Consider the following 25,169-nt stretch of genomic DNA (forward strand, 5'->3'; position numbering starts at 1 on the left):
CGGACGGCTGCGCTACATCGGCGTGATGCTCTACGACGCCGACGCCGTGCTCGAGGCCGCCTCGGTCACCGACACCAAGGACCTCTACCCGTCGCAGCTGGGTGTGTTCCTCAACCCGCACGACCCGCGGGTGATCGCCGAGGCCGAGCGCGCCGGCATCTCGCCGGATTGGATTCAGGCCGCGCAGGATTCGCCGGTCTACAAGCTGATCGTCGACTACCAGATCGCGCTGCCACTGCATCCGGAATACCGGACCATGCCGATGGTCTGGTACGTGCCGCCGCTGTCGCCGGTGGTCGACGTGCTGTCGGAGACCGGCCACGACGCCGAGGACGTGGGCAACCTGTTTGGCGCCATCGACGCCCTGCGCATCCCGGTGGAGTACCTGGCCGAACTGTTCACCGCGGGCGAGATCGGCCCGGTGCGGGCGTCGTTGCAGCGGTTGGCGGCCATGCGCTCGTTCATGCGGTCGGTGAACCTCGGGATGGAGCCGGATCCGTCGATCGCGCCGTCGGTGCGGTTGGAGCCGGAAGAGATCGAGGCGATGTACCGGCTGCTGGCCATCGCCAAATACGAGCACCGCTACGTCATCCCGCAGGGCGCGACCTCCAAGGCGCACGAACTGGATTCGCTGGCCACCGGCTGCTCGCTGGACACCGACGGCGGACCGGGGATGACCGCGTTCGACCAGATGGTGGAGAAGTTCCAGCTCACCGACACCAATGAGGCTGCGCCCGAGGCGAAGTCGGGGCGGATCAACCTGCTGAACTGGGACGGGAAGAGCACCTCGGGGCTGCTGCCGAGTGCGAACGGGAACGGGGCAGGCGGGAACGGTTCGGCCGGCAACGGCTCAGCCGGGAACGGGCATGCGGTGAACGGATCCGCAGGTAACGGAGCCAACGGCAGTGGCGTCGACGACGCCGCGGGCGACGAGCTCGCCGACACCGCGGGTAGCGCGACGGGCGGGCGGCCATGATCGGCAGGCAGTCCCGTGGCTCGGCGCAGGCTCGCACCGAGGGAGGCTCGCCGTGGCGCTGCTGAAGATCCGGCGTCGCCCGGAACCCGTTGTCGCCCTGAGTGATCGCGACCGCCGACTGGTGTGGCGGACTGCCGCACTGCTGCTCGACTACCCGAGCGACGCCACCTTGAAGGTGCTCGATCAACTGGCCGAAGCGGTGGCGCAGCTGCCTGACGCGGTGCGGACGCCGCTCGAGGCCGTGGTGCTGCACCTGCGGACGACTCCCCCGCTGGAGCTGGCCGCCCAGTACGTCGAAACCTTCGACATGCGCCGCCGGGCCAGCCTGCACCTGACCTTCTACGCCTACGGCGATACCCGCAAACGCGGGATGGCGCTGCTGCGGTTCAAGCATGCCTACCGGCACGCCGGGGTCGAACTCGGCGACGAGGAACTGCCCGACCATCTGCCGGTGCTGCTGGAATTCGCGGCGACGGTCGACCCGGTCGGCGGCGAGCGCCTGCTCGGCGAGCACGTCCCGGTGCTGGAGCTGCTGCGGCTGTCGCTGTCGGACAGCGGTTCCCCGTATGCGGGTGCGCTAGCGGCTGTCGTCGCCACGCTGCCGCCGCTGACCACCGCCGATCGGCGCAAGATCGCCGAACTCGCCGCCCAGGGTCCGCCGGAGGAAGAGGTCGGACTCGACCCCTTCGCGATGGATCCCACGATGTTCGAACAAGCCGAAGGCCGTCGATGAACACTCCCCTGCACCTGCCGACCGAACTGTGGCTGATCCTGCCCTACATCGCCTTCACCTCGTTCGTACTCGGCCACATCTGGCGCTACCGCAATGACCAATTCGGTTGGACCACACGCTCTTCACAGGTCTACGAGACCCGCCTGCTGCGGTTGGGCAGCCCGCTGTTCCACTTCGGCATGGTCGGCGTCTTCGGCGGCCACGTGCTGGGCGTGCTGATCCCCGAATCGTGGACCGAGGCCGTCGGCATCAGCGAGCACACCTACCACCTGATCGCCGTCGGCGCGGGTTCGGTCGCGGGCCTGTCGGTGCTGGCCGGCGTCGCCATCCTGCTCTACCGCCGCTGCACCGTCACCGCGGTCCGCAAGGCCACCACCGGCAACGACAAAATGATGTACGCCCTGCTCACCGCCGCGCTGGTGACCGGCCTGATGAACACCTGGGGCGCCAACCTGATCTTCGGCACCTACAACTACCGCGAAACCGTCTCCCCCTGGTTCCGCAGCCTCTTCACCCTCAACCCCCAGCCCGAACTGATGGTCGACACCCCCTGGCCGTTCCAACTCCACGGCCTGGTCGTCCTCACCCTGGTCTTCCTATGGCCCTACACCCGCCTGGTCCACATGTTCAGCGCCCCCATCGGCTATCTGGTGCGGCCCTACGTGGTGTACCGCAGCAAGGAAGTAGCCGCACCGGACAAGCGCCGCTACTCGCGGGCCTGGGATTCGCCGGTGACCCCGGAACGCTGGCGGTAGGCCGACAGCCGTCACTTCGGTCAGTGTGATCGCGATTTCACGATCGACGACGCGGCGCGCGTGTGCCGCTGCTAGCGGTCCCGATCGGCGACCCGGTGCGTAATCGACGGCACGGCGGGATCGGCCCGGTGGTGCGGCGGTACTGCTGAGCCCGCGTGCTCGGCGTTGTGGATCGCGTCGATCACCACCTGCCGGACGTGGGCGTTTTCGATGCTGTAGTACACCGTCGTTCCCTCGCGCCGGGTGCGGACGAGGCGCGCCATGCGCAGTTTGGCCAGGTGCTGGGAGACCGAGGCGGCGGGCTTTTCGACGTACTCGGCCAGTTCGTTGACGGAGCGTTCGCCGCTGGTCAGGGCCCAGAGGACGCGGATCCGGGTGCCGTCGGCGAGCATGCGGAAGATCTCCACGACCAAGTCGAGTTCGTCGTCGGGAATACGGGGCGGCAGTTCCTTGCTATCTGCATCCATACGCAGATAATAAGCCTCGTAGGAAGCAGGAGCGCCCGATGATCACCTCGTTGTTCGCCAATCGCGACTATATGCGGCTGTTCACCGCCCAGGTGGCCGCGCTGTTCGGCACCGGACTCACCACGGTGGCGCTCGGCCTGCTCGCCTACGAACTCGCCGGGGCCGATGCGGCGGCGGTGCTCGGTATCGCGCTCACCATCAAGATGCTCGTCTACGTGACGGTGGCGCCGATCGTGGCGGCCTACGCCGACCGGTTCCCCCGGCGACTGTTCCTCGTCGGCCTCAATGTGGTCCGTGCGCTCGTGGTGCTGGCCTTGCCGTTCATAGATCAGATCTGGCAGATCTACGTGCTGATCGCGGTGCTGCAAACCGCCTCGGCCGCCTACACCCCGACCTATCAGGCGATCATCCCGGACATCCTGCCCGATGAGCGCGAGTACACCAGGGCGCTGTCGGCGTCGCAGCTGGCCGCGACCATGGAGACGTTGCTCAGCCCGATGCTCGCCGCGGCGGCACTGGCGCTCGTCAGCTTCCACTGGCTGTTCGTCGGTACCGCCATCGGCTTCGTGGTGTCGGCGGTGCTGGTGATCGCGACACGGATCCCGGATGCCGGCGCCGCATCGGACGGCTCCTTCCTGGCTCGCATCTCGGTGGGCATGCGCATCTTCGCCGCCACCCCGCGGCTGCGTGGGCTGCTCGGCCTGAACCTGGTCGTCGCCGCCGCCGGCTCGGTGATCATGGTCAACACCGTGAACTACGTGCGCGACACGCTCGGCGGCACCCAGTCGGGTGTGGCGATGCTGCTGGCCGCCAACGGGTTCGGCACCATGCTCGTCGCGCTGACGCTTCCTCGCCTCCTCGACCGCGTCGGCGCCCGGCCGGTCATGCTCAGCGGTGCGGCCACCCTGCTCGCCGGCCTCGGCTCGGCCATCGCGCTCTCGACGGCCACCGCGGGTGAATGGCGATGGGGCGCCGTGCTCGCGGTGTGGGCGCTGATCGGCGCGGGCACCGCCGCGGTGCTGACCCCGACCGGTCAGGTATTGCGCCGCTCCTCACGAGCCGCCGACCGCCCGGCCCTGTTCGCCGCCCAGTTCTCGCTCTCGCACGTGGCCTGGCTGATCACCTACCCGCTCACCGGATGGCTCAGCACCACAGCCGGTTTCACCGTCACCTGGGTCACCCTGGCCGTACTCGCCGCCGTCGGTGCCACCGTGGCGCTGCGGGCCTGGCCGCGGCACGACCCGGCGGTGATCACCCACCTGCACGAAGTGGGCACCATCGACCCGGCCCGGCTGACCGACGCCATCCAGGTGAGCGAGCGGCTGTACCAGCACACCCACGAGTTCGTCATCGACGCCGAACACCCGCGCTGGCCGACCAGGACCACACGCGACCTCGCTCTTGCCGGTTGAGCACGAACACACGGCCCCAAACCCTCGGAAAGACAACGACGTTCCGATCACGAGCACGTCGGGCGCCCGGTAGGCTGCCACCGGGCTCCGAGGGGGCGGGGCCGTGGCAAGACTCGAAAGCAGAAGGGTTTCGACGTCGTCGACACCTTCACCTGCCGCGGTTTCGACACCTGGCTACCGTTGCGGATCGTCGGCGGCATCCAGAAGGGCCATCCCGATGACGACGACCTCCTGGCTGCCAGGAGCTTCGCCGCCAACCTGCGCGCTCGGGTGGAAGCCGCCTGATCAGTCCTTGGGCGGCAGCGAGCGGGCGAACTCGACGCCTCGGCCCACCCATTCGCGCAGCCGGGTGTCGTCCTCGACGTGCGCCGCTGAAACCCGCACCCAACCCGTCATCTCGCGCGAACCCATGACCGCCTGCTGGACGCCGTCATCGTCGATGAGCTGTTCACCGAGTTCGGGGCCGACCCGGACCAGCAGCCCGCCCTTCCCACTGACGGCCAGCGCCATATTGCCGGCCACCAGGAAGGACAGGCCGCCGAACATCTTGCGTTCGGCGACGGCGGGGCCGGGTTCGATGAGGTCGCGGATGCGTTCGGCCAGTTCCTCGTCGTATGCCATGGGTCACAGTGTGGACCCCGGCACCGACAAATCCCGGTCCCGATCGGCTCGGGACCGGGAGTCGCCGCAACACCGAGCTCAGGCTCGGTCGTAGGCGTCCTGCAAGGCCCGCACATCGAGTTTGAACATGGTGCGCAGGGCGGTGCCGACGGCGATGGTCTTGGCCGGATCGTCGCCGCCCATGAGCGTGGGCAGCAGCACCGACGGCACCACCTGCCAGGACAGACCGTAGCGGTCGGTGAGCCAGCCGCACGGGCCCGGTTCGCCGCCCGCGGTGAGGGCATCCCACAGCCGGTCGACCTCGTCCTGCGTGTCGACGACGATCTGCAACGATGCCGCGTCGCTGTGCGGGTGTCCCGGTCCACCGTTCATCAAGGTGACCGTGTGCCCGTCGAGATCGAGGGTGACGATGAAGGCCGACCCGTCGTCATTGCGGGTGATCTCCACGATCCGCGAATTCGGCACGACCGACGTGTAGAGCTCGCCGGCCTCCTCGGCCGCGTTGTCGAACCACAGGAAGGTGTTGACGCTGGACATGATGTTCTCCTCTGCTCGGGTGTGACGTGCTGTCATCCGGTAGTCGGAGCTCGCTGGACCTGCTCGACACATCTCGGCCGATTCGCGAGAAGTTTTTTCGTTCGGCTCCGATGCGGTCGGCGAGGCGCGCAAACGACCACGACCCGAACACCCACGCTGATAGCGTTTCGACATGATCACCGGTGCGCATTCCATCCTCTACGCGAGCGACGCCGAGGCCGCGCGAGCGTTCTTCCGTGACGTCCTCGGCCTGCCCCACGTGGATGCCGGGCACGGCTGGCTGATCTTCACCTCGCCACCCGCCGAGCTGGCCGTACATCCCACCGGTCCGGCCGACGGCGGCCGCACCGAGATGTATCTGATGTGCGACGACCTCGCGTCCACGATCGCCGAGCTACGCGCCAAAGGCGTCGAGGTCGCCGACGAGGTCGAGGAGGCCGGCTGGGGCCGGGTCACCAGAGTGACGGTGCCCGGTGCCGGCGAGATCGGTCTCTACGAGCCGCTGCATCCGACCGCGTACGACCTGGATTGATCAGCGGGTATGCCGGTCACGGTGCTGTTGGGCGGTGACGTCATGCTCGGTCGTGGCGTCGACCAGATCCTGCCGCGACCGGGACGGCCCGAACTGCGCGAGTCCTGGGTACGCGACGCCAGGCAGTACGTCGAATCCGCCGAACGCGTGAACGGCCCCATTCCACGCCCGGTCGACCCCGCGTGGCCGTGGGGTGAGGTCCCACAGATCCTCGACGACCTCGCACCCGACATCCGGGTCCTCAACCTGGAAACCGCGATCACCGCCGACGGCAGTTTCGAGCCGGACAAGGGCATTCACTACCGGATGCATCCGGGCAATATCGCCGCCCTCACCGCGATCGCGCCCGACGCCTGCGCGCTCGGCAACAACCATGCGCTCGACTTCGGGCGGCAGGGCCTGCTCGACACCCTCGACACCTTGGCGCAGACGTCCATCCGGGCGGTGGGCGCGGGCCGGAACCTGGCGGCCGCCCGAGCTCCCGCGATCCTGCCGCTGGCTCAGGGACGCCGCGCGCTGGTCGTTTCCGTGGGTGCCCGAACGAGCGGCGTGCCCGCGTCGTGGGCGGCGGGACCGGACCGGCCGGGACTGTGGTGGATCGACCGTCCCGGCGCACGCAACGCCGAGGAGATAGCCGGCCGGCTCATCGCCCATCGACGCGCCGGTGACCTGCTGATCGTGTCGGTGCACTGGGGACCGAATTGGGGCTACGGAATCAGTAAGAGCGAACAGGAATTCGCGCATCGCTTGATCCGCGCCGGGGTCGACATCGTGCACGGTCATTCGGCGCACCATCCGCGACCGGTCGAGGTCTACCGCGGCAATCCGATTCTGTACGGGTGCGGCGACGTCATCGATGACTACGAAGGCATCGGCGGTCACGAGGCGTATCGCCCGGATCTGCGCCTGCTGTACCTGGTCACCGTCGGCGGCGAACCCACGGTGCGGATGCTGCCGTTGTGCGTGCGCCGGATGCGGTTGCGACGCGCCGGCGGCGTCCAGGCGCGCTGGTTGCGGGATCGGCTCGCCGATATCAGTGCCCGGTTCGGAACGCGGGTCCAGCTCGACGCGGATGACATGCTGACGATCTGACCGATCGCCGGGCGGGGCCGTCCCATCCAGCGAACGTCCGGATGCTCGCGTGGAAGTGTGCGGCGTTATCGTCGGATGACTACCGGCCGCCGTCCAGGATGCCGTCAGCGCATCTCGCCGACCGCGGCCGGACCCGGTGCGAACGACGGTGAGGTGCGTGGATGTCCGACGGCGGCGCGAAGCGGTGGGCAACCAGGTCCGATGACGACACCAGAACCACGCTGGCCGATGCCCTGCGGTCGTTCCCTCGCCGAGCTGTCGAGCCGAACGGCTACAAGCCCGCCGCAGTCGCGATCGCCGTCGTGACCTCCCCGGAAGGACCGGCGATCTGGCTGACCGAGCGCGCGGCGACCCTGCGCGCCCATGCCGGGCAACTGGCCCTGCCCGGCGGCAGGCTCGACCCCGGCGAGGACACGATCGCCGCGGCCCTGCGGGAACTGCACGAGGAGCTGGGCGTCGAACTGAACCGGTCGGCGGCGCTCGGCCTGCTCGACGACTATCCGACCAGATCCGGCTACATCATGACGCCGGTGGTCGCGTGGGTCGGCGAGGATCCGGGCCTGGCCCCCAATCCCACCGAAGTGGCGGTCGTGCATCGGATCCCGTTCGCCGAACTCGATGTCGAACCGACGTTCGGCCGGATCGCCGGATCGGACCGGCCGCTCATCCGGCTGCCGCTGCTCGGCGGGTTCCTACACGCACCGACCGCGGCGATCCTGCACCAATTCCGCGAGGTGGCGCTGCACGGCAGGCACACCAGGGTCGATCAGATGGAACAACCCCGCTTCGCCTGGGAATGAGCCGCAGGCGCCTCAGACTCCGAGCGCCGGCGCGAACACCGACCACGACTGATGCATATCGTCCTGCCAGTACTCCCAGGCATGCGTGCCCTGGCGCAGGTTGATCGTCGCCGGGATGCGCTGCGCGGCGAGGCTGTCCACCAGCGGGCGGGTGCATCCGCTGACGAAGGCCTCCATCGCGCCGCCGACGAGCATGCGATCGGCCAGCTTGATCGGGTTGCCGTTGATATCGGGCGAGGCGAGAGTTTCGTGCGCGCCCGGGCCGCCGTTACCGGAGGAGACGTAGACCGCGAGCCCACGCAGGCGGTCCAGATGCAGCATCGGATCGTGCTCGGCCCAGGCCGGATGTCCGGGCGGACCCCACATATTGGCGGCGTTCGCACCGAACACGCCGAGCTGGGTGAACACCGTGGCGACGGCCATCGGATCGCTGGTGCGGGTGCAGCCGCTGAACGCGCCGACGGCCTGATAGAGGCCGGGTGAGCGGATCGCCAGATTCAGCGCCGAGGTCGCCGACATCGACAGCCCCGCAACGGCATTGCGTCCCGAGGTCTGGAACCTATCGGCCAGCAGCGGCGGCAGCTCCCGGCTCAGGAACGTCTCCCACTGATTGCGGCCGAGCACCGGATCGTCGGCCAGCCAGTCGGTGTAATAGCTGGCCCGCCCACTCATCGGCACCACCACGTTGACGTGCTTGTCCGAGAAGAACTGCGCCACATCGGTGCGCCGCGTCCACGGTCCACCGTCCTCCCCGCCGTCCACCGCGTTCAGCAGGTACAACGTCGGCGCACCCGCACCTGGATGCGACATCCACAGCGTGATCGGCCGATTCATGGCGGCCGAATGGACCACCACCTCGAGCTGGCGCCCACCCAGCGGCCGCACCGACAGGATCGCGGAGCCGCCCGGAGCAGCGGTGGCGGGACCGGGAACGATCACCGCCACCACGGCGGTGGGGAAGAGGAACGCGCCGAGCGCGAACAAGGACACCAGGCATCGCGGGAGCCGGTACATGATTGGAGTTCTACCACGGCCCTACGGCGCGCCCGGTGCACCGACCGGCGTGTTCGCCGAGCGTGTCCGCACGATGCCGCTGTCCGCGATGTGGGTAGCCGATGGCTGCGCCGAGGGCGAGCTCTGTGTCACCGCACCCGGGTCTGCGTCAACTCCCCTGCTGCGGCGCGGTAGCGCTCGGCGATCAACCGCACCACCGCCGGGTGGACGCCGATCGGGTCGGCGACGCCGTCGGCGCCCGCGTCGTGCAGGCGCTGCTGGAACAGGCCGTGGGCCAGCAGGTACGAGGCGATGAACACGCGCTGTGCACCACTGTCGCGTAATTCCGCGACGACCTCCGGCACCCGAGGTGCACCGGTGGCGACGTAGGCGATGCGCACCGGCGCGCCGAGGTTTTCGGCGAGCATGCCCGCCGCGCGCCGCACATCCTGGCGGGCACGGACATCCGACGAACCGGCGGCGGCGAAGACCACCGCGTCGCCGGGACGCCATCCGGCCGCACGCAACCGCAGGTGCATGATCCGCGCCAGGGCCGGGTCGGGTCCCATGGCCGGCGTCACCGCGACGCACGGGTGGGCACTGTCGGCGATCTCGCGCGGGACGTCCTGGTAGACGTGATAACCCGAAGCCAGGAACGCCGGAACCACCACGGCCGGAACCGAATCCGCGCGGTCGGCCAGATCGCGCAGGACCTCCGACGGCGACGGGCCGAGGACGTCGACGAACGCCGTGCGCACGCGGGGCACGCCGCCGAATCCATCGACACCACCGAGGGCCGGGCGGTCGAGCTCACGCGTGACCGCCTCGGCCAGGCTCGCGATCATCTGCACGCCCTTGGTACTGCGGGTGCCGTGCGCGACCAGCACCAGGGCGGGCGCGCTCACCACGTGACCGCCTGGGCAAAGCGCGGTGCCCGGGTCGGCGTTCCGACTCCGGGCACCACGGGGCGTGGGTTGTTGTCGATACATTCGGCCGGGTCGAGCGCCAATCGGTAGCCGCGTTTCACCACGGTCTGGATGGCTTTCGGGGTGCCGAGGCCGGCACGCAGCCGCGCGATCGCCGTCTCCACGGCATGAGTGTCGTCACCGCCGCCGGGCAGCGCCGCGAGCAGATCCTCCCGGGACACGACCCGGCCGGGCTGACGGGCCAGCGACCGCATCAGCGACATCGGTGCGGGAGCGAGCTGACGCACCACACCGTCGACGACCACGCATCCACCGCGCACACTGATGGTGTGCCCGGCCGCGTGAATCCGGTTGGCGCGCCGCGGCAGTTCCTCGGCGACGTGGCGGGCCAGCGCACCGAGCCGCGCCCGCGCGGGCATCGACGTCGGCACACCCAGCTCCTCGAGCGGAGCCGCGGTGATCGGTCCGACACAGGCGGCGAGTACCCGGCCGCGCAAGGCGTGCAGTAGGCCCTCGATCATCCCGGTTTCCTTGGCGCGCATCAACATCGACGCCACGGCGGGCGCACTGGTGAAGGTGACGCAGTCCAGGCTCGACGTGACGACGGCCTCGATCAGCTGATCCATCGGGCCCTGATCATCGGGCGGGGTCCACCGGTACACCGGCACCGGCACCACGTCGGCGCCCGCGCAGCGCAGCACCTCGCAGAAGTCGGGTACCGGCTCCCATTCGGTGGTGGCGCCGTGCAACTGCACCGCGATCCGCACGCCTTCCACGCCTTCGGCCAGCAGGTGATCGAGCACCTCGGCCGAGGACTCCGAGGCAGGCGACCATTCCTCGCGCAGTTCCGCGGCGCGGATGGCGCCCTTGGCCTTCGGGCCGCGAGCCACCACCCTGGTGCCGGCCAAGGTGTCGCGCAGTTGTTCGGCCAGCCCCCAGCCTTCGGCGGCCTCCATCCAGCCGCGGAATCCGATACCGGTGGTGGCGACGGTGATCTGCGGCGGATCGTCGACCAGGCGGCGGGTGACCCGTTCGAGTTCGGTGTCGTCGGCCAGCGGGATGATGCGGATGGCGGGAGCGGAGACGATGGTCGCGCCGCGCCGGGTGAGCAGGGTGGCGAACTCTTCGGAACGCCGTGCGGCCGTGATGCCGACCGTGAAGCCCGCGAGCGACGCGCCCGCGTCGGGAGTCGTCATGCCGATCCGTCCGAGTCCGTACCGCCGACGACGGGTTCGTTCGATACCGAGACGATGCCGTCGTCGACACGCACCCGGTAGACCGGCAGCGACACCGACTCGTCGTCCAGGCAACGCCCGTCGATCAGTGAGAACGCCTGCTTGAGCAGCGGCGAAGCCACGACGGGCACGCCACCCCGGTCGCCGATGATGCCGCGCGACATCACCGCGGCACGGCCGAACGGGTCGATATTGCCGACGGCGTAGACCGCGCCGTCGGAATGCAGGAACAGCGCGGCTTGGCGGCCGCCCTTCAGCAACACCGCAACGCCGCGGCCTGGGATCAGGTAGTCGAGACGGCAGGCCTGGGTCCATCCGGTGGTGGCCGGGGCAATGCCGGTAGTTTCGATCACGGTCATCGGGGTTCTCCTCCAAACGCCTTACCCATTGGTACCGGCGCCCTGTTTCCTCGCGGTTAAGCCGTCATTTCCCGGGCGTAGCAGTTGCGGCGGGCATGTCGGGCACGCTGCCTCGTCGCGGCCTGCCCGCCACGCCCTCCGTGGTTACGCTCCGCTGCCGCCTCCGGGCATGTCGGGCACGCCGAGCAGGACCGGCACCTTGCGCTCGCCGCTGTCGTCGAACGCGATCGTCGGGTCGGCTTCCGCCGGCGCGTTGACGAAGGACACGAAACGCGAGAGCTTGTCCTCGTCCTCGAGCACCGCGGCCCATTCGTCGCGGTAGCCCTCGACGTGCTTGGCCATGGCCGCTTCCAGGTCGGCGGCGATGCCGAGGCTGTCCTCGCAGACCACCTGCTTGACGTAGTCGATGCCGCCTTCCAGCGATTCCTGCCACGGCGCGGTGCGCTGCAACCGGTCGGCGGTGCGGATGTAGAACATCAGGTAGCGGTCGATGTACTTGATCAGCGTCTCGTCGTCGAGCTCGCCGGCCAGCAGCACCGCGTGCTTCGGGGTGAGGCCGCCGTTACCGCCGACGTAGAGGTTCCAGCCGTTCTCGGTGGCGATCACGCCGACGTCCTTGCCGCGCGCCTCCGCGCATTCGCGGGCGCAACCCGACACAGCGAGCTTGAGCTTGTGCGGCGAGCGCAGTCCGCGGTAGCGCTTCTCCAGCAGCACGGCCATGCCCACCGAATCCTGCTGGCCGTAGCGGCACCAGGTGGAGCCGACGCAGCTCTTGACCGTGCGCAGCGACTTGCCGTACGCGTGACCGGATTCCATGCCCGCGTCGACCAGCCGCTTCCAGATCAGCGGCAGCTGGTCCACCCGCGCGCCGAACAGGTCGATGCGCTGACCACCGGTGACCTTGACGTAGAGATCGAATTCCTTGGCCACCTCGCCGATCACGATCAGCTGTTCGGCGGTGACCTCACCACCTGGCATCCGCGGGACCACCGAGTAGGTACCGTTCTTCTGCAGGTTGGCCAGGAAGTGATCGTTGGTGTCCTGGAGCGCGGCCTGTTCGCCGTCGAGGATGTGATCGCTCGACGTGGAGGCCAGGATGGAGGCCACCGTCGGCTTGCAGATGTCGCAGCCGGTGCCCTTGCCGTACTTGCCGATCAGCTCGGAGAACGTGCGGATGCCGGTGACCTGCACGATGTCGAACAGTTCGGCGCGCGACTGCTCGAAGTGCTCGCACAGCGCCTTGGACATCTCCACGCCGGACTGCTCGAGCAGCTTCTTGATCATCGGCACACAGCCACCGCAGGAGGTACCCGCGTTGGTGCAGCTCTTGACGCCGGGGATATCGCAGGCGCCGTCGGCGATGGCGCCGCAGATCGCGCCCTTGCTGACGTTGTTGCAGGAACAGATCTGCGCGTCGTCGGGCAGGGCGTCGGCGCCGAGTTCGGCACCGGCCGGGGAGATCAGCGCGGCGGGCTCGGCCGGCAGCGGACGGCCGACCAGCGGGCGCAGCGCCGCGTACTGAGACGCGTCGCCGACCAGGATGCCGCCGAGCAGGGTCTGCGCGTCATCGGAGATGACCAGCTTGGCGTAGGTGCCCTTGGCGGCATCGTGCAGCACCACCGACAGTGCGCCGTCGGTGGTGCCGTGCGCGTCACCGAAGCTGGCGACGTCGACGCCGAGCAGCTTCAACTTGGTGGACATATCGGCGCCGGGGAACTCCCCCGCCCCGCCGAGCAGCCGGTCGGCCACGATCTCGGCGGTGGTGTAGCCGGGTGCCACCAGGCCGTAGCAGACGCCCTCGACCGCGGCGCATTCACCGACGGCGTAGATGTTCGGGTCCGAGGTCCGCAGGCCGAGGTCGGTGATGATGCCACCGCGCGGGCCCACGTCCAGGCCCGCCTCGCGGGCGATCTCGTCGCGCGGGCGGATACCGGCGGAGAACACGACCATCGCGGCGTCGATGGTGCTGTCGTCGGACAGGGTGACTTTCAGCTTGGTCGCCGGGTCCGCCCCCTCGACCATCTCGATCGCGGAGGTGCCGACACCGGTGTGCACGTGCAGGCCCAGATCCGAGACCAGCTTCTCCAGGATGGCGGCGCCGCCGGTGTCGACCTGGGCAGGCATCAGCCGGTCGGCGAATTCGACGACGTGCGGGGTCATCCCGAGCAGACGCAGCGCGTTCGCCGCCTCCAGTCCGAGCAGACCGCCACCGACGACCACACCGTGCGCGCCGGGACCGGCCGCCGCGGCGGTGTCGCGGATGCCGTCGAGGTCGTCGAGGGTGCGGTAGACGAAGCAGCCCTCGCTGTCGTGGCCGGGCACCGGCGGCACGAAGGCGTAGGAGCCGGTGGCCAGGACCAGCGCGTCGTAGCCGATGGTCTCGCCGGTGGAGGTGGTGATCTTGCGGGCGGCGCGGTCGATGGATTCGGCCCGCTGGCCGAGCCGCAGCTCCACCAGCTCGTCGCCGGCGTACTCGTTGCCGGGCAGGGCGAGCGCGCTCGCGTCCCAGTTACCCACGTAGGACGACAACCCGACGCGGTCGTAGGCGGCCAGTTTCTCCTCGCTGAGGATCACGACCTGCCACTGGCCTGCCTCGTCGCGGGAGCGCAGCGCCTCAACGAACCGGTGCCCGACCATGCCATGGCCGGCGACCACCACGGTCTTGCGCTGAGTGGATTCGACTGTCGAGTTCATGACTGTCCTCCGTGGATGATCGGTGTCAGGCGCGAGCCGACGAGTTGGTGGACCGGGCGGTGGAGTTGGCGGCCTCGGCTTCCAGAACCAGGGCCTCGGCCTCGACCACGACGTCGGTGTCGGTGCCGGATTCGCGGACCCGCATGCTCGGCCTGCGCAGGAACACCGCCCAGGTGACGAAGGCGCAGGCGACGTAGAAGCCCATGAACACCCAGAAGGCGGTGGTCGCGGACTGCGTGGACGCGTAGGACGAGCGCAGCACCAGGTTGATGCCGACACCGCCGAGCGCACCGATGGCGCCGACGAACCCGATCAACGCACCCGAGGTGTTCTGCGACCAGGCGGCCTGCTCGGCCGGGCTCGCGTCCAGGCTCTTGGACTTGGCGTCGAACACCGACGGAATGATCTTGGTGACCGCGCCGTTGCCGAACCCGGAGAGAATGAACAGGGCGATGAAGCCGATGACCATGGCGGTCATCACGCTGCCGTCGGCGACACCGCCGTTGTTGTCGGCCATCATGCTCGCCAGCCCGACGACGAGGGCGGCGGCCATCATCGCGCCGAAGACGACGATGGTGACCTTGCTGCCGCCGATTCGGTCGGCCAGTTTGCCGCCGTACGGGCGGGCCAGCGAACCGAGCAGCGGGCCGATGAAGGCGATCGACGCGGCATGCACGGCGGCCTGCGCGACGGTGTCCCCGCCCGCCTTGAAGCTGATCTGCAAGATCTGGGCGAAGGCGAAGCTGTAACCGATGAACGAACCGAAGGTGCCGATGTAGAGGAAGGCGATCGCCCAGGACTGCGGCACCTTCAATGCCGTCACCATGTAGGACAGGTCGGCCTTCTGGTTCTTCAGGTTGTCCATGAAGAGCGCGGCACCGAGACCGGACAGTGCGACGAGCACCAGGTAGATCGCGCAGATCAGGGAGCCGTAGCCATCGCCGAGGGTGGCCAGGACCAGCAAACCGAGCAGCTGGATGACGGGGACGCCGATATTGCCGCCCGCTGCGTTCAGGCCAAGCGCCCAGCCCTTGAGCCGCTGCGGGTAGAAGGCGTTGATATTGGTCATCGAGGAGGCGAAGTTGCCGCCACCGAAACCGGCGAACGCGGCCACGATCAAGAACGTGGTGTACGAGGTGCCAGGCTGATTGATGAAGTACAACGTCAGCAGGGTCGGGATGAGCAGCATGAACGCGCTGAAGACGGTCCAGTTGCGTCCGCCGAAGCGGGCGGTGGCCACGGTGTAGGGGATCCGGAGCAATCCGCCGACCAGGGTCGGCACCGCCGCGAGGAAGAACTTGCCCGCCGGGTCGATACCGAACTCGTCGGCGGGCATGAACAGCACCATCACCGACCAGATCGACCAGACCGAGAAGCCGATGTGCTCGGCGATCACCGACCAGATCAGATTGCGCTTGGCGATGTCCTTGCCGCCTGCTTCCCAGGCCGCGACATCCTCGGCATCCCAATGCTCGAGGTTGCGGTTACGCGTCAGCGTGCTCAACAACAGGGCCTCCCAAAATCGGTTGGCCCCACGGTAGGAAACGGGTATTGCCGGAATGCTGCGGAAAATGACCGTCAAATCAACGGTTGCTCACCCTGCACGGGATATGTGGGTGAGATGTTTCGGGCATGTGACGCAACGGTTTCCGCAGGTGTCCGAATGCCTGCTCGCGCACTCCGGCGCGGTGAGGTCGCCTGTCAGCATGACCTGCGTCACGCTCGGCCGCAAGTCCTGCGAATTCGATGCGATGACATCCGGCGCCGCTGCCGATGCACTCGCAGCGGCGCCGGGAGCGTTGATCAGCGGGCCGACCAGGTGTCCTCGAGCATGCGCGGCTTGCACGCCTGCCAGGCACCGGCCAGCAGCACCAGCACGGCCACCCCGAGGAAGGCGAACGGCGCGGCCCAGCCGTCGGTCGCGGTGTGCAACATGCCGAACAGCACCGGGCCCGCGCAGGCCACCGCGTAACCGACGCCCTGGGTGAAGCCCGACAGCGAGGCCGAACCGGCCGGGGTGCGGGTCCGCAGGTTGATCAGCGTCAGCGCCATCGGGAAAGTGCTCGGGCCGAGCCCGAGCACGATCACCCACAGGATCGGCGCGCTCATCGGTGCGATCAGCAGCGCGGTGAAGGCGACGAAGAAGCAGACCGCGCAGCCGATCACCACGGGGAACGGGTTGGACATCCGGGCCGCGACGGTCGGCGCGGTCAGCGCGGCGATCAGGCCGACCACCGCGAACAGCGCGACCATCGAGCCGCCGAAGGCCGCGCTCGCGCCCGCGTCGGCGAAGATCGTGGGCAGCCAGGTGAACATCGAGTACGTGGTCAGCGAGGTCATGCCGAACATGCCGGCCATGCCCCAGGCCACCGGTGAACGCCAGGCCTTGCCGGTGGCCGCGTGGGCGTCGGCGGGCAGGGCGGTGGTGTCGGCCTTGTCGCGGCCGCGCCGGTCGCGCAGCACCCCGAACCACGGGACGGCCGCGGCGAAGCCGAGCAGTGCCCACATGCCGAGCGAGATCCGCCAGCCGTGCGCTTCGGCGACGGGCACCGCCACCAGCGCGGGCAGCACGGTGCCGATCTGCACCATGGTGATGTAGAGCGCGCTGACGATCGCGAGCCGGTCCGGGAAGTACCGCTTGACCAGCGGCGGGATCACGACGTTGCCGACACCCATGCCGCCGAGGGCCAGTGCGGAGAAGACGAACAGTTCCGCGGTGCCGGAGACGAACACCCGGATGAGCATGCCGAGGCCGGCCATCAGCATGGCGACGAGCGCGGTGCGTTCCAGGCCGAGCCTGCGCACCATGACCGGCGTCAGCAGGCCGGACAGCGAGAACATCAGGGTGGGGATCATGCCGAACACGCCGACGACGGCGGTGCCGTATCCGATTTCGTGGCCGATCTCCTCGGCCAGCGGAGTGAAGGCGGTGACCGCGACGCGCAACACCAGCGCCGACATGATGATCGCCGCGAGTACGAGCAGCCGGCCTTCGGTCAGCGCGCGACGGCGTGCGGCCGTCGCCGAGCCTGCGGGGCTGCTGGTGGTCTCGGGCAGAGTTGCGGTCACCGAAAAATCATAGGATGACCGGATGACGGGAGCAAGCCGATGTGACGAGCGGTACCCTGTTGCGGTGCAACCCGTCCGCCGCACCAGTCTCATCGCGCAGGTCACCGAACAGCTCCGGGCCGAGATCCGCTCGGGCCGTTGGCCGATCGGCTCCCGCATACCCACCGAGCCCGAACTCGCCGAACTCACCGGCACCGGGCGAAATACGCTCCGCGAGGCGGTGCAGGCGCTCGTGCATGCGGGCATGCTCGAACGCCGTCAGGGTTCGGGCACCTACGTGATCGCCAACTCCGAGGTCAGCGGGGCACTGGCGAAGTATTTCGCCGACGCCCAGGAACGCGACATCCTGGAACTGCGCCAAGCGCTCGACACCACCGCCGCCGCCCTCGCCGCCCAACGCCGCGACGAGACCGATATCGCCACCATGCGCCGGTTGCTGGAAGAGCGAAGCCAGTCCTGGGACGAGGACAACCCCGCGGCCATCGAGGCCGACGTGCAGCTGCACCGGGCAATCGTCGTCGCCAGCCACAACGCGGTGTACCTGGAGTTCTACGATTCGCTGCTGCCGGTCATCGAGGCGGGCATCCGCTCGCGCACCTCGAAATACGGCGAGTCCTACGACGCCGAACACCGCGAACTGGTCCAGGCCGTCATCGACGGCGATCCCGAACGCGCCGCGCAAGCAGCCCGCTGCTTCCTCGGGTCGCTGATCGCCGAGTATCCGGCGCCGGGCAGCGAGGCCGAGTAACCAACCGGTCACCGGTGCGCCGGATCACCGGTGAGACAGATGTGCCGCGATCGTCACCGCACGCCACGTGAGCGCAACAACCGGCTCCTACCTTGTGATTCGACCGCTCAGGCACCCGACGGGTCGCGACGAACCCGCCCGGGCCACTACGCCGCTGCGATGAGGCAGCGCGGCCACGATGAGGGAGCGGTCGCAGTGCGATCGAGAGGGAGCCGATGACCGCGACAATCGACACCGGCAGTCACACACCGTCGTTCACCTATCAGAGGCGCGGACGCTGGATCGACACCTGGGAACCGGACGATCCGCAGTTCTGGGAATCGGGCGGGGCGCGAACGGCCCGCAAGAATCTCGCCTTCTCGGTGTTCGCCGAGAACCTCGGATTCAGCGTCTGGGTCATCTGGGGCTCGGTGGTGACCAGCATGGGCGCGGCCGGATTCGGCTTCCTGGCCGGGCTCGGCAAGGGCGATCCGGTCGCGGTGAGCAACGCCCTGCTGCTCACCTCCACCCCGACACTGGTCGGTGCGGCACTGCGCATCCCCTACACCTTCGCTATCCCCCGCTTCGGTGGACGCGCCTTCACCGCCTTCAGTGCGGCGATGCTGTTGCTGCCGACGCTCGGGCTGGCCTACTTCGTCAATCAGCCGCAGACCCCGATGTGGGTGTTCCTGCTGCTGGCGGCGCTCGCCGGCGTGGGTGGCGGCAACTTCTCCTCCTCGATGGCCAACATCTCGTTCTTCTTCCCGGAAGGCAAGAAGGGTGCGGCACTCGGCATCAACGCCGCCGGCGGCAATCTCGGTGTCGCGCAGACCCAGCTGATCCTGCCGCTGCTGATCACCTTCGGCACCCATCTGACCGCGAAGGACCCGGCGGGCTATCGGCTCGGCATCACCCTCGCGGTGCTGGTGTGGGTGCCGTTCATCCTGATCGCGACCGTCGGCGCATTGCGCTGCATGGACAGCCTGCGCACCGCGAAGTCCGACGGCCGGTCCTATCGGCTCGCGCTGACCAACCCGCACACCTGGGTGATGTCGCTGCTCTACATCGGTACCTTCGGCTCGTTCATCGGGTTCTCCTTCGCCTTCCCCACCCTGATCAAGGCGAACTTCCCGAACCTGGCGAATATCGGCTGGATCACCACCCTCGGCAATCTCGCGTTCCTCGGTGCCTTGGTCGGTTCGTTCAGCAGGCCGTTCGGCGGCTGGATCTCCGATCGGGTCGGCGGCGCCAAGATCACCCTCGGGGTGTTCGGCGGTATGGCCGTCGCGGTGGCGTTGATCATGGCGGCGCTGGAGCTGAAGAGCTTTCCGCTGTACCTGATCTCGTTCCTGCTGCTGTTCGTGCTCACCGGCATCGGCAACGGCTCCACCTACCGGATGATCCCGTCGATCTTCAGCGCGGAGGCGAGCAAGTACGCCGCCGAGCACGATCTGGATCCGGCCGAGGCGGCGGCGTCGGCGAAACGGCAGGCGGGCGCGGCGATCGGCGTCATCGGGGCGATCGGCGCCTCCGGTGGCTACCTGCTGCAGCAGGCACTTCGACTGTCCAACATCAACTTCGGCAGCATGTCGCCCGCCTTCTGGGCGTACGCGATCGCTTTCCTGGTGATGGCCGGGGTGACGTGGTGGTTCTATCTGCGCTCGTCGTTCGCGGTGGCGCGGGTTCCGTCGCTGGCGTACGCGAACGTCTGAGTTCGGTTCGGCCGCACCGGGTGTGGCGTCGTCGCCGCGCCGCCACACCCGGTGCGCGTTGTTCGCGCATGCCGAGACCGGTCGGACGCCGCGGGCGAGTCAGAGCAGGAAACGCACCATGTCCGCGGTACGGGCCAGGCCGGGCAAGGCCTCCGGCGTCGACCGTGGATGCAGCGCGTGCACGGCAAGACGGAACATCACCGCGCGCAACAGCATCTGCGGCCACTCCGGCAGATCCGACCAGCGCTCCAGCAGCCCGTCGTCGGCACCGCCCCAGGACAGCGCGTCTACCACGACCACGCCCGCCGCCCATGCCGCCGGACGCCAGTACGGGGTGATATCGCTGAGCCCGGGAGTGTCGGCGCCGGAGAACAATACGGTGCCGAACAGGTCGCCGTGCACCAGCTGCGCCGGCGTGTGCACCGGCTTGCGCAGGGTGGCCAGCTGCCCGATCAGTTCCATGCTGTGCCTGCCATCCGGCGACGTCGCGGGCAGCGTCCCGCCCGCGCGCAGGCTGCGCAGCGGCACCGCCTCCCAGGCAGCGCGATCGGCGGCGACGAAAACATCGACATCCATCCACGGCGCCACCGGCGGCTGCACCAGGAACCGGGGCCGCTCGAGATGCGCGGTGGCGGCGTGCAAACGCAGCGACACCGACACCACCTCGTCGTGCCGGGGTTCGGGAATACCTTCCAGGAAGGTGTCGGCCCGCCAGCCGGAGACGACGTAGCGGCCGTCGGTGGCGCGCACCGGCCGGGCCAGGCGCAGCCCGTCGACCTTCAGCGTTTCACGCACCTTGGCCGACCAGGCCGCCCGTGCGTGATCGGCGACCGGGCTGAGCACCACGTCACCGAGGCGCCAGCCGCCTTCCCAGTCGCCCAGCGCAATCGGCGTCACCTCGCGCAGGCCGAACGTGGCTCGCACATGCTCGGGAGGCTCCACAGATGTCACGGCCGTACCGTACTCCCGGCGACGCGCCCGAAACGGGCGCCGCGCCGAGATTGCCGGCGATGCGCTGGGCGCCCGCTCAGTACACCGGTAGCGAGGGGTCGACCTGGTTCGCCCAGGCGATCACACCACCCTGCAGATGGGTGGCATCGGCGAAACCGGCGCGTTTGAGCGCGGCCAGTGCCTCCGCGGACCGGATACCGGTCTTGCAGTGCAGCACGATCGGCCGGTTCTGCGGCAGCTCCGACAGTGCTTCGCCGGACAGGATTCGGTCCTTCGGGATCAGCGTCGCGCCCTCGATGTGCACGATGTCCCATTCCACCGGCTCGCGCACGTCGACCAGATGCACCGGCTTGCCTGCGTCGAGCATCTCCTTGAGCTCACGTGCGGTCACTGTGGAACCGGCGGCGGCCGCCTGGCCCTCCTCGCTCACCACACCGCAGAACGCGTCGTAGTCGATCAGTTCGGTGATCGGCTGACGTTCCGGATCGCGGCGCAGCTTGATGGTCCGGTAGGTCATGTCCAGTGCGTCGTACACCATCAGCCGGCCCAGCAGCGGATCGCCGATGCCGGTGATCAGCTTGATCGCCTCGGTCACCATGATCGAGCCGATGGACGCGCACAGCACGCCGAGCACACCGCCCTCGGCGCACGAGGGCACCATGCCCGGCGGCGGCGCCTCCGGGTACAGGTCGCGGTAGTTGATGCCGCGGCCGTCGGGGGCGTCCTCCCAGAACACCGACACCTGGCCCTCGAAGCGGTAGATCGAGCCCCAGACGTAGGGCTTGCCCGCGAGGACGGCGGCGTCGTTGACCAGGTAGCGGGTGGCGAAGTTGTCGGTGCCGTCGACGATCAGGTCGTATTCGGCGAACAGCTCGACGGCGTTGTCCGGCTCCAGCCGGATCTTGTGCAGTCGCACGTCGATGCCGGAGTTGATCTCCAGGATGGAATCACGGGCGCTGTCGGCCTTGGAACGGCCGATATCGGATTCGCCGTGGATGATCTGCCGTTGCAGGTTGGACAGGTCGACCTCGTCGAACTCGACGATGCCGAGCGTGCCGACACCGGCGGCGGCCAGGTACAGCAGGGCAGGCGTGCCGAGCCCGCCCGCGCCGATCACCAGCACCTTGGCATTCTTCAGCCGCTTCTGCCCGTCCACGCCCACATCGGGAATGATCAGGTGGCGGCTGTAGCGGGCGACCTCGTCCCTGGTCAGCTCCGCGGCCGGCTCGACCAGTGGCGGCAGGGACTTCGGTGATGACACGTCCAGAACTCCTCGAATCGAATGGGCCGGTCACGATGCGTCGGGCGCACGTCGGGGTGCGCTACCGGTGCAACACCGGCGACCCGGCCGTTCTTCCCCGCCCATGGTCGCGCATGGGCGGTGCCGGGCGACAACCGGGCCGGGCCCGGGCAACCAGCCATCGGGCGGTTCAGCCGCGTGGGTACGGCCAGGGGTTGAACCGGCAGCGCTTACCGTCCATCGGCACCACTCCATCGGGGTCGAGGGTGGCGATGACGTTGTTCTCCACGCCGAAGGTCTGCTGCATCATCACCGGCGCCAGCCCGCCATCGGTCTCGCAGGGCTGGTGCTGGTGATAGCCGATGGCGTGGCCGACCTCGTGGTTGACCAGGTACTGCCGGTAGGAGCCGATATCGCCCTCGAACGCCAGCGCGCCGCGCACCCATCGGGCCTCCGACAACACCACCCGGCCCAGGTCGGAGTTGTAGCAGGAGGAGTCGATCTCGATCTCGAAACCGCATGCGGTCCGGGTCGTTTGGCGCGAGGTGAGCGAGACCCGGAAATCCGGTTCACCCTGATCCACCCGGCGGAAGGCGAACTTGCGGTCATGGTTCCAGCTCTTCGGATTGGCCAGGGTGGAGTCGACCATCTTCGCCACCGAGGCGTCACCGCCGTAGCCGGTGGTGTCGATACCGTCTTCGATCTCGACGGTGTAGCTGAACACGTACTGCTCCCCGATGCCCACCTGTGCGCTGGTCCCCGGCACCACCCGCCAGGTCCCGGCGCCGGTCTCGACGAACTGGCCGCCCTCGGGCAGCGCACCGGTGGGCAGATCGTCGGGAAACTTGCCGTCACCGGGCGGGGCGCCGATGACGCCCGCGCTGGCCGCAGGCGGGCTCAGCCGCCCGAACCCGGGTTCGCCCGCGGCGGGGGCGGGCTCCGGCCCGGTGCGGATCGCGTCGACGACCACGATGAGCGTCACCGCGAACAACACCGGCAGCGCGTACGCCCGCCAGCCGTAGGTGGACACGAATCGTCCGATGGCACTCTGCTTCTTCACATCCCGCGACGGTCGCGGGGCACGCGAGCGATTCTTCTCATCCGGTGCGGTCGGGTCCCAGCGAGCGCGCAATGGTTGCCGCGAACGGTCGGAGGTGCCGGGGTCCGGCCATGGCACGGGGCTCGTCACTGCGGAACCGGAGTCCTCGGAACCGTGGGGGCGGTGCGCATCGCGCCCGCCGCCGGTCGGCTTTTCCGGTCGGTCGGTCACGGGAAACAGCCTCTCACAGTGCGAAAGACCGCGGCACCGTGCCTTGGCGGGGCGGTCGATCACTGCGAGATTTCTCACCGATGGCCATGCATTCACCACCCCCATCGGAAAGTGTGACGCGAGCGGGTATCGTGCTGTGGATAACCCGGTGCACACCCCTTTTGCCGGGGAATCGACTGGGAGATCCGAAATGACTGACCTCGTGGACCGGATGACGTCCCGCAGAACGTCGTCCGAGGCCATGACCCCGGCCAAGCGCGGCACCAGGCTGCCGCGCGACGAACGACGCCAGCAGCTGCTAGCCGCTGCCAGTGAGGTGTTCGTGCTGCGTGGCTATCACGCCGCGGGTATGGACGAGATCTCGCAGTGCGCGGGCGTCAGCAAGCCGGTGCTCTACCAGCACTTCACCAGCAAGCTCGAGCTCTACGTCGCGGTACTGCAGAACTATGTCGACATGCTGGTGTCGAGCGTGCGCCAGGCGCTGCGCTCCACCACCGACAACAAGCAGCGCGTGCGCGCGGCGGTGCAGGCCTACTTCGACTTCGTCGACAACGAGATGCAGGGCTTCCGGCTGGTCTTCGAATCCGACCTGACCAGCGAGCCGCAGGTGCAGCGTCGGGTGGAGCAGGCCACCGAGGCCTGTGTGGACGCCGTCTTCGATCTGGTGGCCCACGACTCCGGCCTCGATCCGTACCGCGCCCGGATCCTCGCCGTCGGCCTGGTCGGCGCGAGCCAGTTCACCGCGCGCTACTGGCTGGAAGCCGACCGCCCGATCCCGAAGGACGAGGCCGTCGACACCACGGTTGCGCTGGCCTGGGGCGGCCTGTCGCACGTCCCGCTGCACCCGATCGAGCAGGTACTGCGCGCGCGCGACGAGCAGTGAGTTCAGCCGCCGGACGAGATTGTGGCCCCCACCAGAGACCTGGTGGGGGCCACAATTTTCTTCTGGACGACCTTGCCGAAATGCGGAGAGGGTAACTCACCGGGCACGCCCGGAACCGGACCACAAGGTGACCGCTGGCCGCCGGCGTAGGTCTATACGGCTCTCGGTTCGGCCAAAAATCGCGGAGAGGCGGACGGACCTATACGGCGGCGAAGCCCACCCGGCCACCGGTGGCGGTGCCGATCTCGACGTAGGCGACCTTAGCGGCCTGGATCAGGAACTTACGGCCCTTCTCGTCGGTCAGCGAGACGACACCGCTATCGCCGCTGAGGGCACCGGACACCAGCGCCTCGACCTCGTCGGGGGTCTGCGAGCTGGTGATGACGAGCTCGCGCGGGCTATCCGAAATACCGATCTTGACCTCCACGGCCAACCTCCGAACATAGAGTCGTGTGCTGTCGCACCAAGGCTAATGCAGCCGCTGCGGGCGCAGGCACCTGACCGCCTGCGCTGTCAGCGAAACCCGCGCGGCGTGCGCCCGCCGCTACTTCGGCTCGACGAGCTGGATCTCGAGTTCGACCTTGACCGCGTCGCTGAGCATGCCGGGCAGCGGGCCGCCGACGCCGAAGTCGGTGCGCTTGATGGTGCCGGTGGCGGAGAATCCGGCATGGTTGTCGCCGGTGGCGCCGAACTCCTGCACACCGCCCCATTCGACCTCGAGGGTGACGGGCTTGGTGATCTCGCCGAGCGTGGCCTCGCCCTCGACGGTGAAGGTCTCCGCGATCCGCACCGGCTCGGTGGCGCGGAAGGTCAGCGTCGGCCGGTTGGCCACGTCGAGGAAGTCGGCGGTGCGCACGTGGGCATCGCGGTCGGGGTTGCCGGTGTCGAAGGAGTCGAGGTAGATGGTGGCGCCGATGGTCGCGGCCCCGGATTCGTCGACGACGAACTCGGTGTCGAACTTGGCGAAGCTGCCGCGCACCTTGGAGATGCCGAGGTGGCGGATGGTGAACGCGACGGTCGAGTGCGCGGGGTCCAGGGTCCAGGATCCGGGGCGCAGCTGCTGGGTGGCGGTGGTGGTTTCCGGAGTAGTCATGGTTCCACCATGACCGGACCGCGGTCCGCTAACCAGACCGCCGTTATCCTGGACCTGGCAGGGCGCGGATAAGCCGGCCCCGACGAGGCACG

Annotated in this window: 25 protein-coding genes; 10 read left to right on the plus strand and 15 right to left on the minus strand. The window is 68.7% G+C overall.

The window, feature by feature from the left end; all coding sequences use genetic code 11:
* The 3 genes from RJ05_RS19255 to narI form a co-directional block, all read left to right on the plus strand.
* A partial coding sequence (locus tag RJ05_RS19255) for a nitrate reductase (RefSeq protein WP_036539091.1) occupies window positions 1–976 on the plus strand: 976 nt, incomplete at its 5' end.
* Window positions 977–1,028: 52 nt separating this feature from the next.
* Window positions 1,029–1,709, plus strand: coding sequence for a nitrate reductase molybdenum cofactor assembly chaperone (gene narJ / locus RJ05_RS19260; RefSeq protein ID WP_036539093.1), 681 nt, complete (start codon window positions 1,029–1,031; stop codon window positions 1,707–1,709).
* Window positions 1,706–2,464, plus strand: a complete 759-nt coding sequence (gene narI, locus RJ05_RS19265; protein WP_036539094.1) for a respiratory nitrate reductase subunit gamma — start codon at window positions 1,706–1,708, stop codon at window positions 2,462–2,464. Before narJ ends, narI begins: the two co-directional genes overlap by 4 nt.
* Window positions 2,465–2,535: 71 nt before the next feature.
* On the opposite strand, the gene RJ05_RS19270 is transcribed toward narI, so the two are convergent.
* Window positions 2,536–2,931, minus strand: coding sequence for an ArsR/SmtB family transcription factor (locus RJ05_RS19270; RefSeq protein ID WP_036539095.1), 396 nt, complete (start codon window positions 2,929–2,931; stop codon window positions 2,536–2,538).
* Between the two features lie 38 nt (window positions 2,932–2,969).
* Between RJ05_RS19270 and RJ05_RS19275 the strand changes: the two genes are divergently transcribed.
* Window positions 2,970–4,343 (plus strand): MFS transporter, encoded by a 1,374-nt coding sequence (locus tag RJ05_RS19275; RefSeq protein WP_036539096.1) that lies wholly within the window; start codon window positions 2,970–2,972, stop codon window positions 4,341–4,343.
* A gap of 285 nt (window positions 4,344–4,628) precedes the next feature.
* Here the strand turns inward: RJ05_RS19275 and RJ05_RS19285 are convergent, their stop codons facing one another.
* Together RJ05_RS19285 and RJ05_RS19290 are read right to left on the minus strand one after the other, a co-directional pair.
* The gene (locus tag RJ05_RS19285) at window positions 4,629–4,964 is read right to left on the minus strand and encodes a TfoX/Sxy family protein (protein WP_036539098.1); all 336 of its coding nucleotides are present in this window, start codon (window positions 4,962–4,964) and stop codon (window positions 4,629–4,631) included.
* Between the two features lie 78 nt (window positions 4,965–5,042).
* Window positions 5,043–5,501, minus strand: coding sequence for a VOC family protein (locus RJ05_RS19290; RefSeq protein WP_036539099.1), 459 nt, complete (start codon window positions 5,499–5,501; stop codon window positions 5,043–5,045).
* A gap of 172 nt (window positions 5,502–5,673) precedes the next feature.
* Here RJ05_RS19290 and RJ05_RS19295 point away from each other — a divergent pair, with 172 nt between their 5' ends.
* The 3 genes from RJ05_RS19295 (at window position 5,674) to RJ05_RS19305 (ending at window position 7,925) form a co-directional block, all read left to right on the plus strand.
* A complete protein-coding gene (locus tag RJ05_RS19295) occupies window positions 5,674–6,033 on the plus strand; it encodes a VOC family protein (RefSeq protein ID WP_036539100.1) in 360 nt (119 codons plus the stop codon).
* Between the two features lie 9 nt (window positions 6,034–6,042).
* Window positions 6,043–7,125: a CapA family protein gene (locus RJ05_RS19300; protein WP_036539101.1), complete on the plus strand. Its 1,083-nt coding sequence runs from the start codon at window positions 6,043–6,045 to the stop codon at window positions 7,123–7,125.
* Window positions 7,126–7,286: 161 nt separating this feature from the next.
* Window positions 7,287–7,925: an NUDIX hydrolase gene (locus RJ05_RS19305; protein WP_051016736.1), complete on the plus strand. Its 639-nt coding sequence runs from the start codon at window positions 7,287–7,289 to the stop codon at window positions 7,923–7,925.
* A gap of 12 nt (window positions 7,926–7,937) precedes the next feature.
* On the opposite strand, the gene RJ05_RS19310 is transcribed toward RJ05_RS19305, so the two are convergent.
* From RJ05_RS19310 to RJ05_RS19340, 7 genes are all read right to left on the minus strand, one after another.
* Entirely contained in the window at window positions 7,938–8,939 is a 1,002-nt protein-coding gene (locus tag RJ05_RS19310; protein ID WP_036539102.1) for an alpha/beta hydrolase, read from the minus strand.
* 128 nt (window positions 8,940–9,067) lie between these two features.
* Window positions 9,068–9,823: a sirohydrochlorin chelatase gene (locus RJ05_RS19315; protein WP_036539126.1), complete on the minus strand. Its 756-nt coding sequence runs from the start codon at window positions 9,821–9,823 to the stop codon at window positions 9,068–9,070.
* Window positions 9,820–11,040 (minus strand): uroporphyrinogen-III synthase, encoded by a 1,221-nt coding sequence (locus RJ05_RS19320; RefSeq protein WP_036539104.1) that lies wholly within the window; start codon window positions 11,038–11,040, stop codon window positions 9,820–9,822. The genes RJ05_RS19315 and RJ05_RS19320 overlap by 4 nt, the downstream gene beginning before the upstream one ends.
* The gene (gene nirD / locus RJ05_RS19325) at window positions 11,037–11,438 is read right to left on the minus strand and encodes a nitrite reductase small subunit NirD (RefSeq protein WP_036539105.1); all 402 of its coding nucleotides are present in this window, start codon (window positions 11,436–11,438) and stop codon (window positions 11,037–11,039) included. The genes RJ05_RS19320 and nirD overlap by 4 nt, the downstream gene beginning before the upstream one ends.
* A gap of 144 nt (window positions 11,439–11,582) precedes the next feature.
* Window positions 11,583–14,132 carry a nitrite reductase large subunit NirB gene (nirB, locus tag RJ05_RS19330; protein ID WP_036539106.1) on the minus strand — a complete coding sequence of 850 codons (2,550 nt, stop codon included), beginning with the start codon at window positions 14,130–14,132 and terminating at the stop codon, window positions 11,583–11,585.
* 25 nt (window positions 14,133–14,157) lie between these two features.
* On the minus strand, window positions 14,158–15,639 hold the full coding sequence (locus RJ05_RS19335) for a nitrate/nitrite transporter (protein ID WP_051016737.1): 1,482 nt from the start codon (window positions 15,637–15,639) through the stop codon (window positions 14,158–14,160).
* Between the two features lie 296 nt (window positions 15,640–15,935).
* Window positions 15,936–17,201: an MFS transporter gene (locus RJ05_RS19340; protein WP_081597422.1), complete on the minus strand. Its 1,266-nt coding sequence runs from the start codon at window positions 17,199–17,201 to the stop codon at window positions 15,936–15,938.
* Between the two features lie 64 nt (window positions 17,202–17,265).
* Between RJ05_RS19340 and RJ05_RS19345 the strand changes: the two genes are divergently transcribed.
* Together RJ05_RS19345 and RJ05_RS19350 are read left to right on the plus strand one after the other, a co-directional pair.
* The gene (locus RJ05_RS19345; RefSeq protein WP_036539107.1) at window positions 17,266–17,949 is read left to right on the plus strand and encodes a FadR/GntR family transcriptional regulator; all 684 of its coding nucleotides are present in this window, start codon (window positions 17,266–17,268) and stop codon (window positions 17,947–17,949) included.
* 215 nt (window positions 17,950–18,164) lie between these two features.
* A complete protein-coding gene (locus RJ05_RS19350) occupies window positions 18,165–19,640 on the plus strand; it encodes an MFS transporter (RefSeq protein ID WP_036539108.1) in 1,476 nt (491 codons plus the stop codon).
* Between the two features lie 99 nt (window positions 19,641–19,739).
* Here the strand turns inward: RJ05_RS19350 and RJ05_RS19355 are convergent, their stop codons facing one another.
* From RJ05_RS19355 to RJ05_RS19365, 3 genes are all read right to left on the minus strand, one after another.
* Window positions 19,740–20,591, minus strand: coding sequence for a TIGR02569 family protein (locus RJ05_RS19355; protein ID WP_036539109.1), 852 nt, complete (start codon window positions 20,589–20,591; stop codon window positions 19,740–19,742).
* A gap of 76 nt (window positions 20,592–20,667) precedes the next feature.
* Complete coding sequence (moeZ, locus tag RJ05_RS19360) at window positions 20,668–21,852, minus strand: adenylyltransferase/sulfurtransferase MoeZ (protein WP_036539111.1); 1,185 nt, start codon at window positions 21,850–21,852, stop codon at window positions 20,668–20,670.
* Between the two features lie 169 nt (window positions 21,853–22,021).
* A complete protein-coding gene (locus RJ05_RS19365) occupies window positions 22,022–23,101 on the minus strand; it encodes a DUF3152 domain-containing protein (RefSeq protein WP_373365070.1) in 1,080 nt (359 codons plus the stop codon).
* Window positions 23,102–23,291: 190 nt separating this feature from the next.
* Here RJ05_RS19365 and fasR point away from each other — a divergent pair, with 190 nt between their 5' ends.
* Entirely contained in the window at window positions 23,292–23,984 is a 693-nt protein-coding gene (fasR, locus tag RJ05_RS19370) for an HTH-type transcriptional activator FasR (RefSeq protein ID WP_036539112.1), read from the plus strand.
* A gap of 199 nt (window positions 23,985–24,183) precedes the next feature.
* Here the strand turns inward: fasR and RJ05_RS19375 are convergent, their stop codons facing one another.
* Window positions 24,184–24,411: a DUF3107 domain-containing protein gene (locus RJ05_RS19375; protein WP_036539130.1), complete on the minus strand. Its 228-nt coding sequence runs from the start codon at window positions 24,409–24,411 to the stop codon at window positions 24,184–24,186.
* A 117-nt stretch (window positions 24,412–24,528) separates the two neighbouring features.
* On the minus strand, window positions 24,529–25,077 hold the full coding sequence (locus tag RJ05_RS19380) for a YceI family protein (protein WP_036539114.1): 549 nt from the start codon (window positions 25,075–25,077) through the stop codon (window positions 24,529–24,531).
* Between the last annotated feature and the right edge of the window lie 92 nt (window positions 25,078–25,169).

Origin of the sequence: Nocardia cyriacigeorgica NBRC 100375, from assembly GCF_000308555.1 — a bacterium.
GTDB lineage: Bacteria > Actinomycetota > Actinomycetes > Mycobacteriales > Mycobacteriaceae > Nocardia > Nocardia cyriacigeorgica.

Coding starts and splice junctions, on each gene's coding strand:
- RJ05_RS19270 (WP_036539095.1), bottom strand. CDS start 2,931: ATGGATGCAGATAGCAAGGAACTGCCGCCCCGTATTCCCGACGACGAA.
- RJ05_RS19295 (WP_036539100.1), top strand. CDS start 5,674: ATGATCACCGGTGCGCATTCCATCCTCTACGCGAGCGACGCCGAGGCC.
- RJ05_RS19275 (WP_036539096.1), top strand. CDS start 2,970: ATGATCACCTCGTTGTTCGCCAATCGCGACTATATGCGGCTGTTCACC.
- RJ05_RS19305 (WP_051016736.1), top strand. CDS start 7,287: ATGTCCGACGGCGGCGCGAAGCGGTGGGCAACCAGGTCCGATGACGAC.
- RJ05_RS19300 (WP_036539101.1), top strand. CDS start 6,043: ATGCCGGTCACGGTGCTGTTGGGCGGTGACGTCATGCTCGGTCGTGGC.
- narI (WP_036539094.1), top strand. CDS start 1,706: ATGAACACTCCCCTGCACCTGCCGACCGAACTGTGGCTGATCCTGCCC.
- RJ05_RS19285 (WP_036539098.1), bottom strand. CDS start 4,964: ATGGCATACGACGAGGAACTGGCCGAACGCATCCGCGACCTCATCGAA.
- RJ05_RS19290 (WP_036539099.1), bottom strand. CDS start 5,501: ATGTCCAGCGTCAACACCTTCCTGTGGTTCGACAACGCGGCCGAGGAG.
- RJ05_RS19320 (WP_036539104.1), bottom strand. CDS start 11,040: ATGACGACTCCCGACGCGGGCGCGTCGCTCGCGGGCTTCACGGTCGGC.
- RJ05_RS19350 (WP_036539108.1), top strand. CDS start 18,165: ATGACCGCGACAATCGACACCGGCAGTCACACACCGTCGTTCACCTAT.
- RJ05_RS19380 (WP_036539114.1), bottom strand. CDS start 25,077: ATGACTACTCCGGAAACCACCACCGCCACCCAGCAGCTGCGCCCCGGA.
- RJ05_RS19310 (WP_036539102.1), bottom strand. CDS start 8,939: ATGTACCGGCTCCCGCGATGCCTGGTGTCCTTGTTCGCGCTCGGCGCG.
- fasR (WP_036539112.1), top strand. CDS start 23,292: ATGACTGACCTCGTGGACCGGATGACGTCCCGCAGAACGTCGTCCGAG.
- nirD (WP_036539105.1), bottom strand. CDS start 11,438: ATGACCGTGATCGAAACTACCGGCATTGCCCCGGCCACCACCGGATGG.
- nirB (WP_036539106.1), bottom strand. CDS start 14,132: ATGAACTCGACAGTCGAATCCACTCAGCGCAAGACCGTGGTGGTCGCC.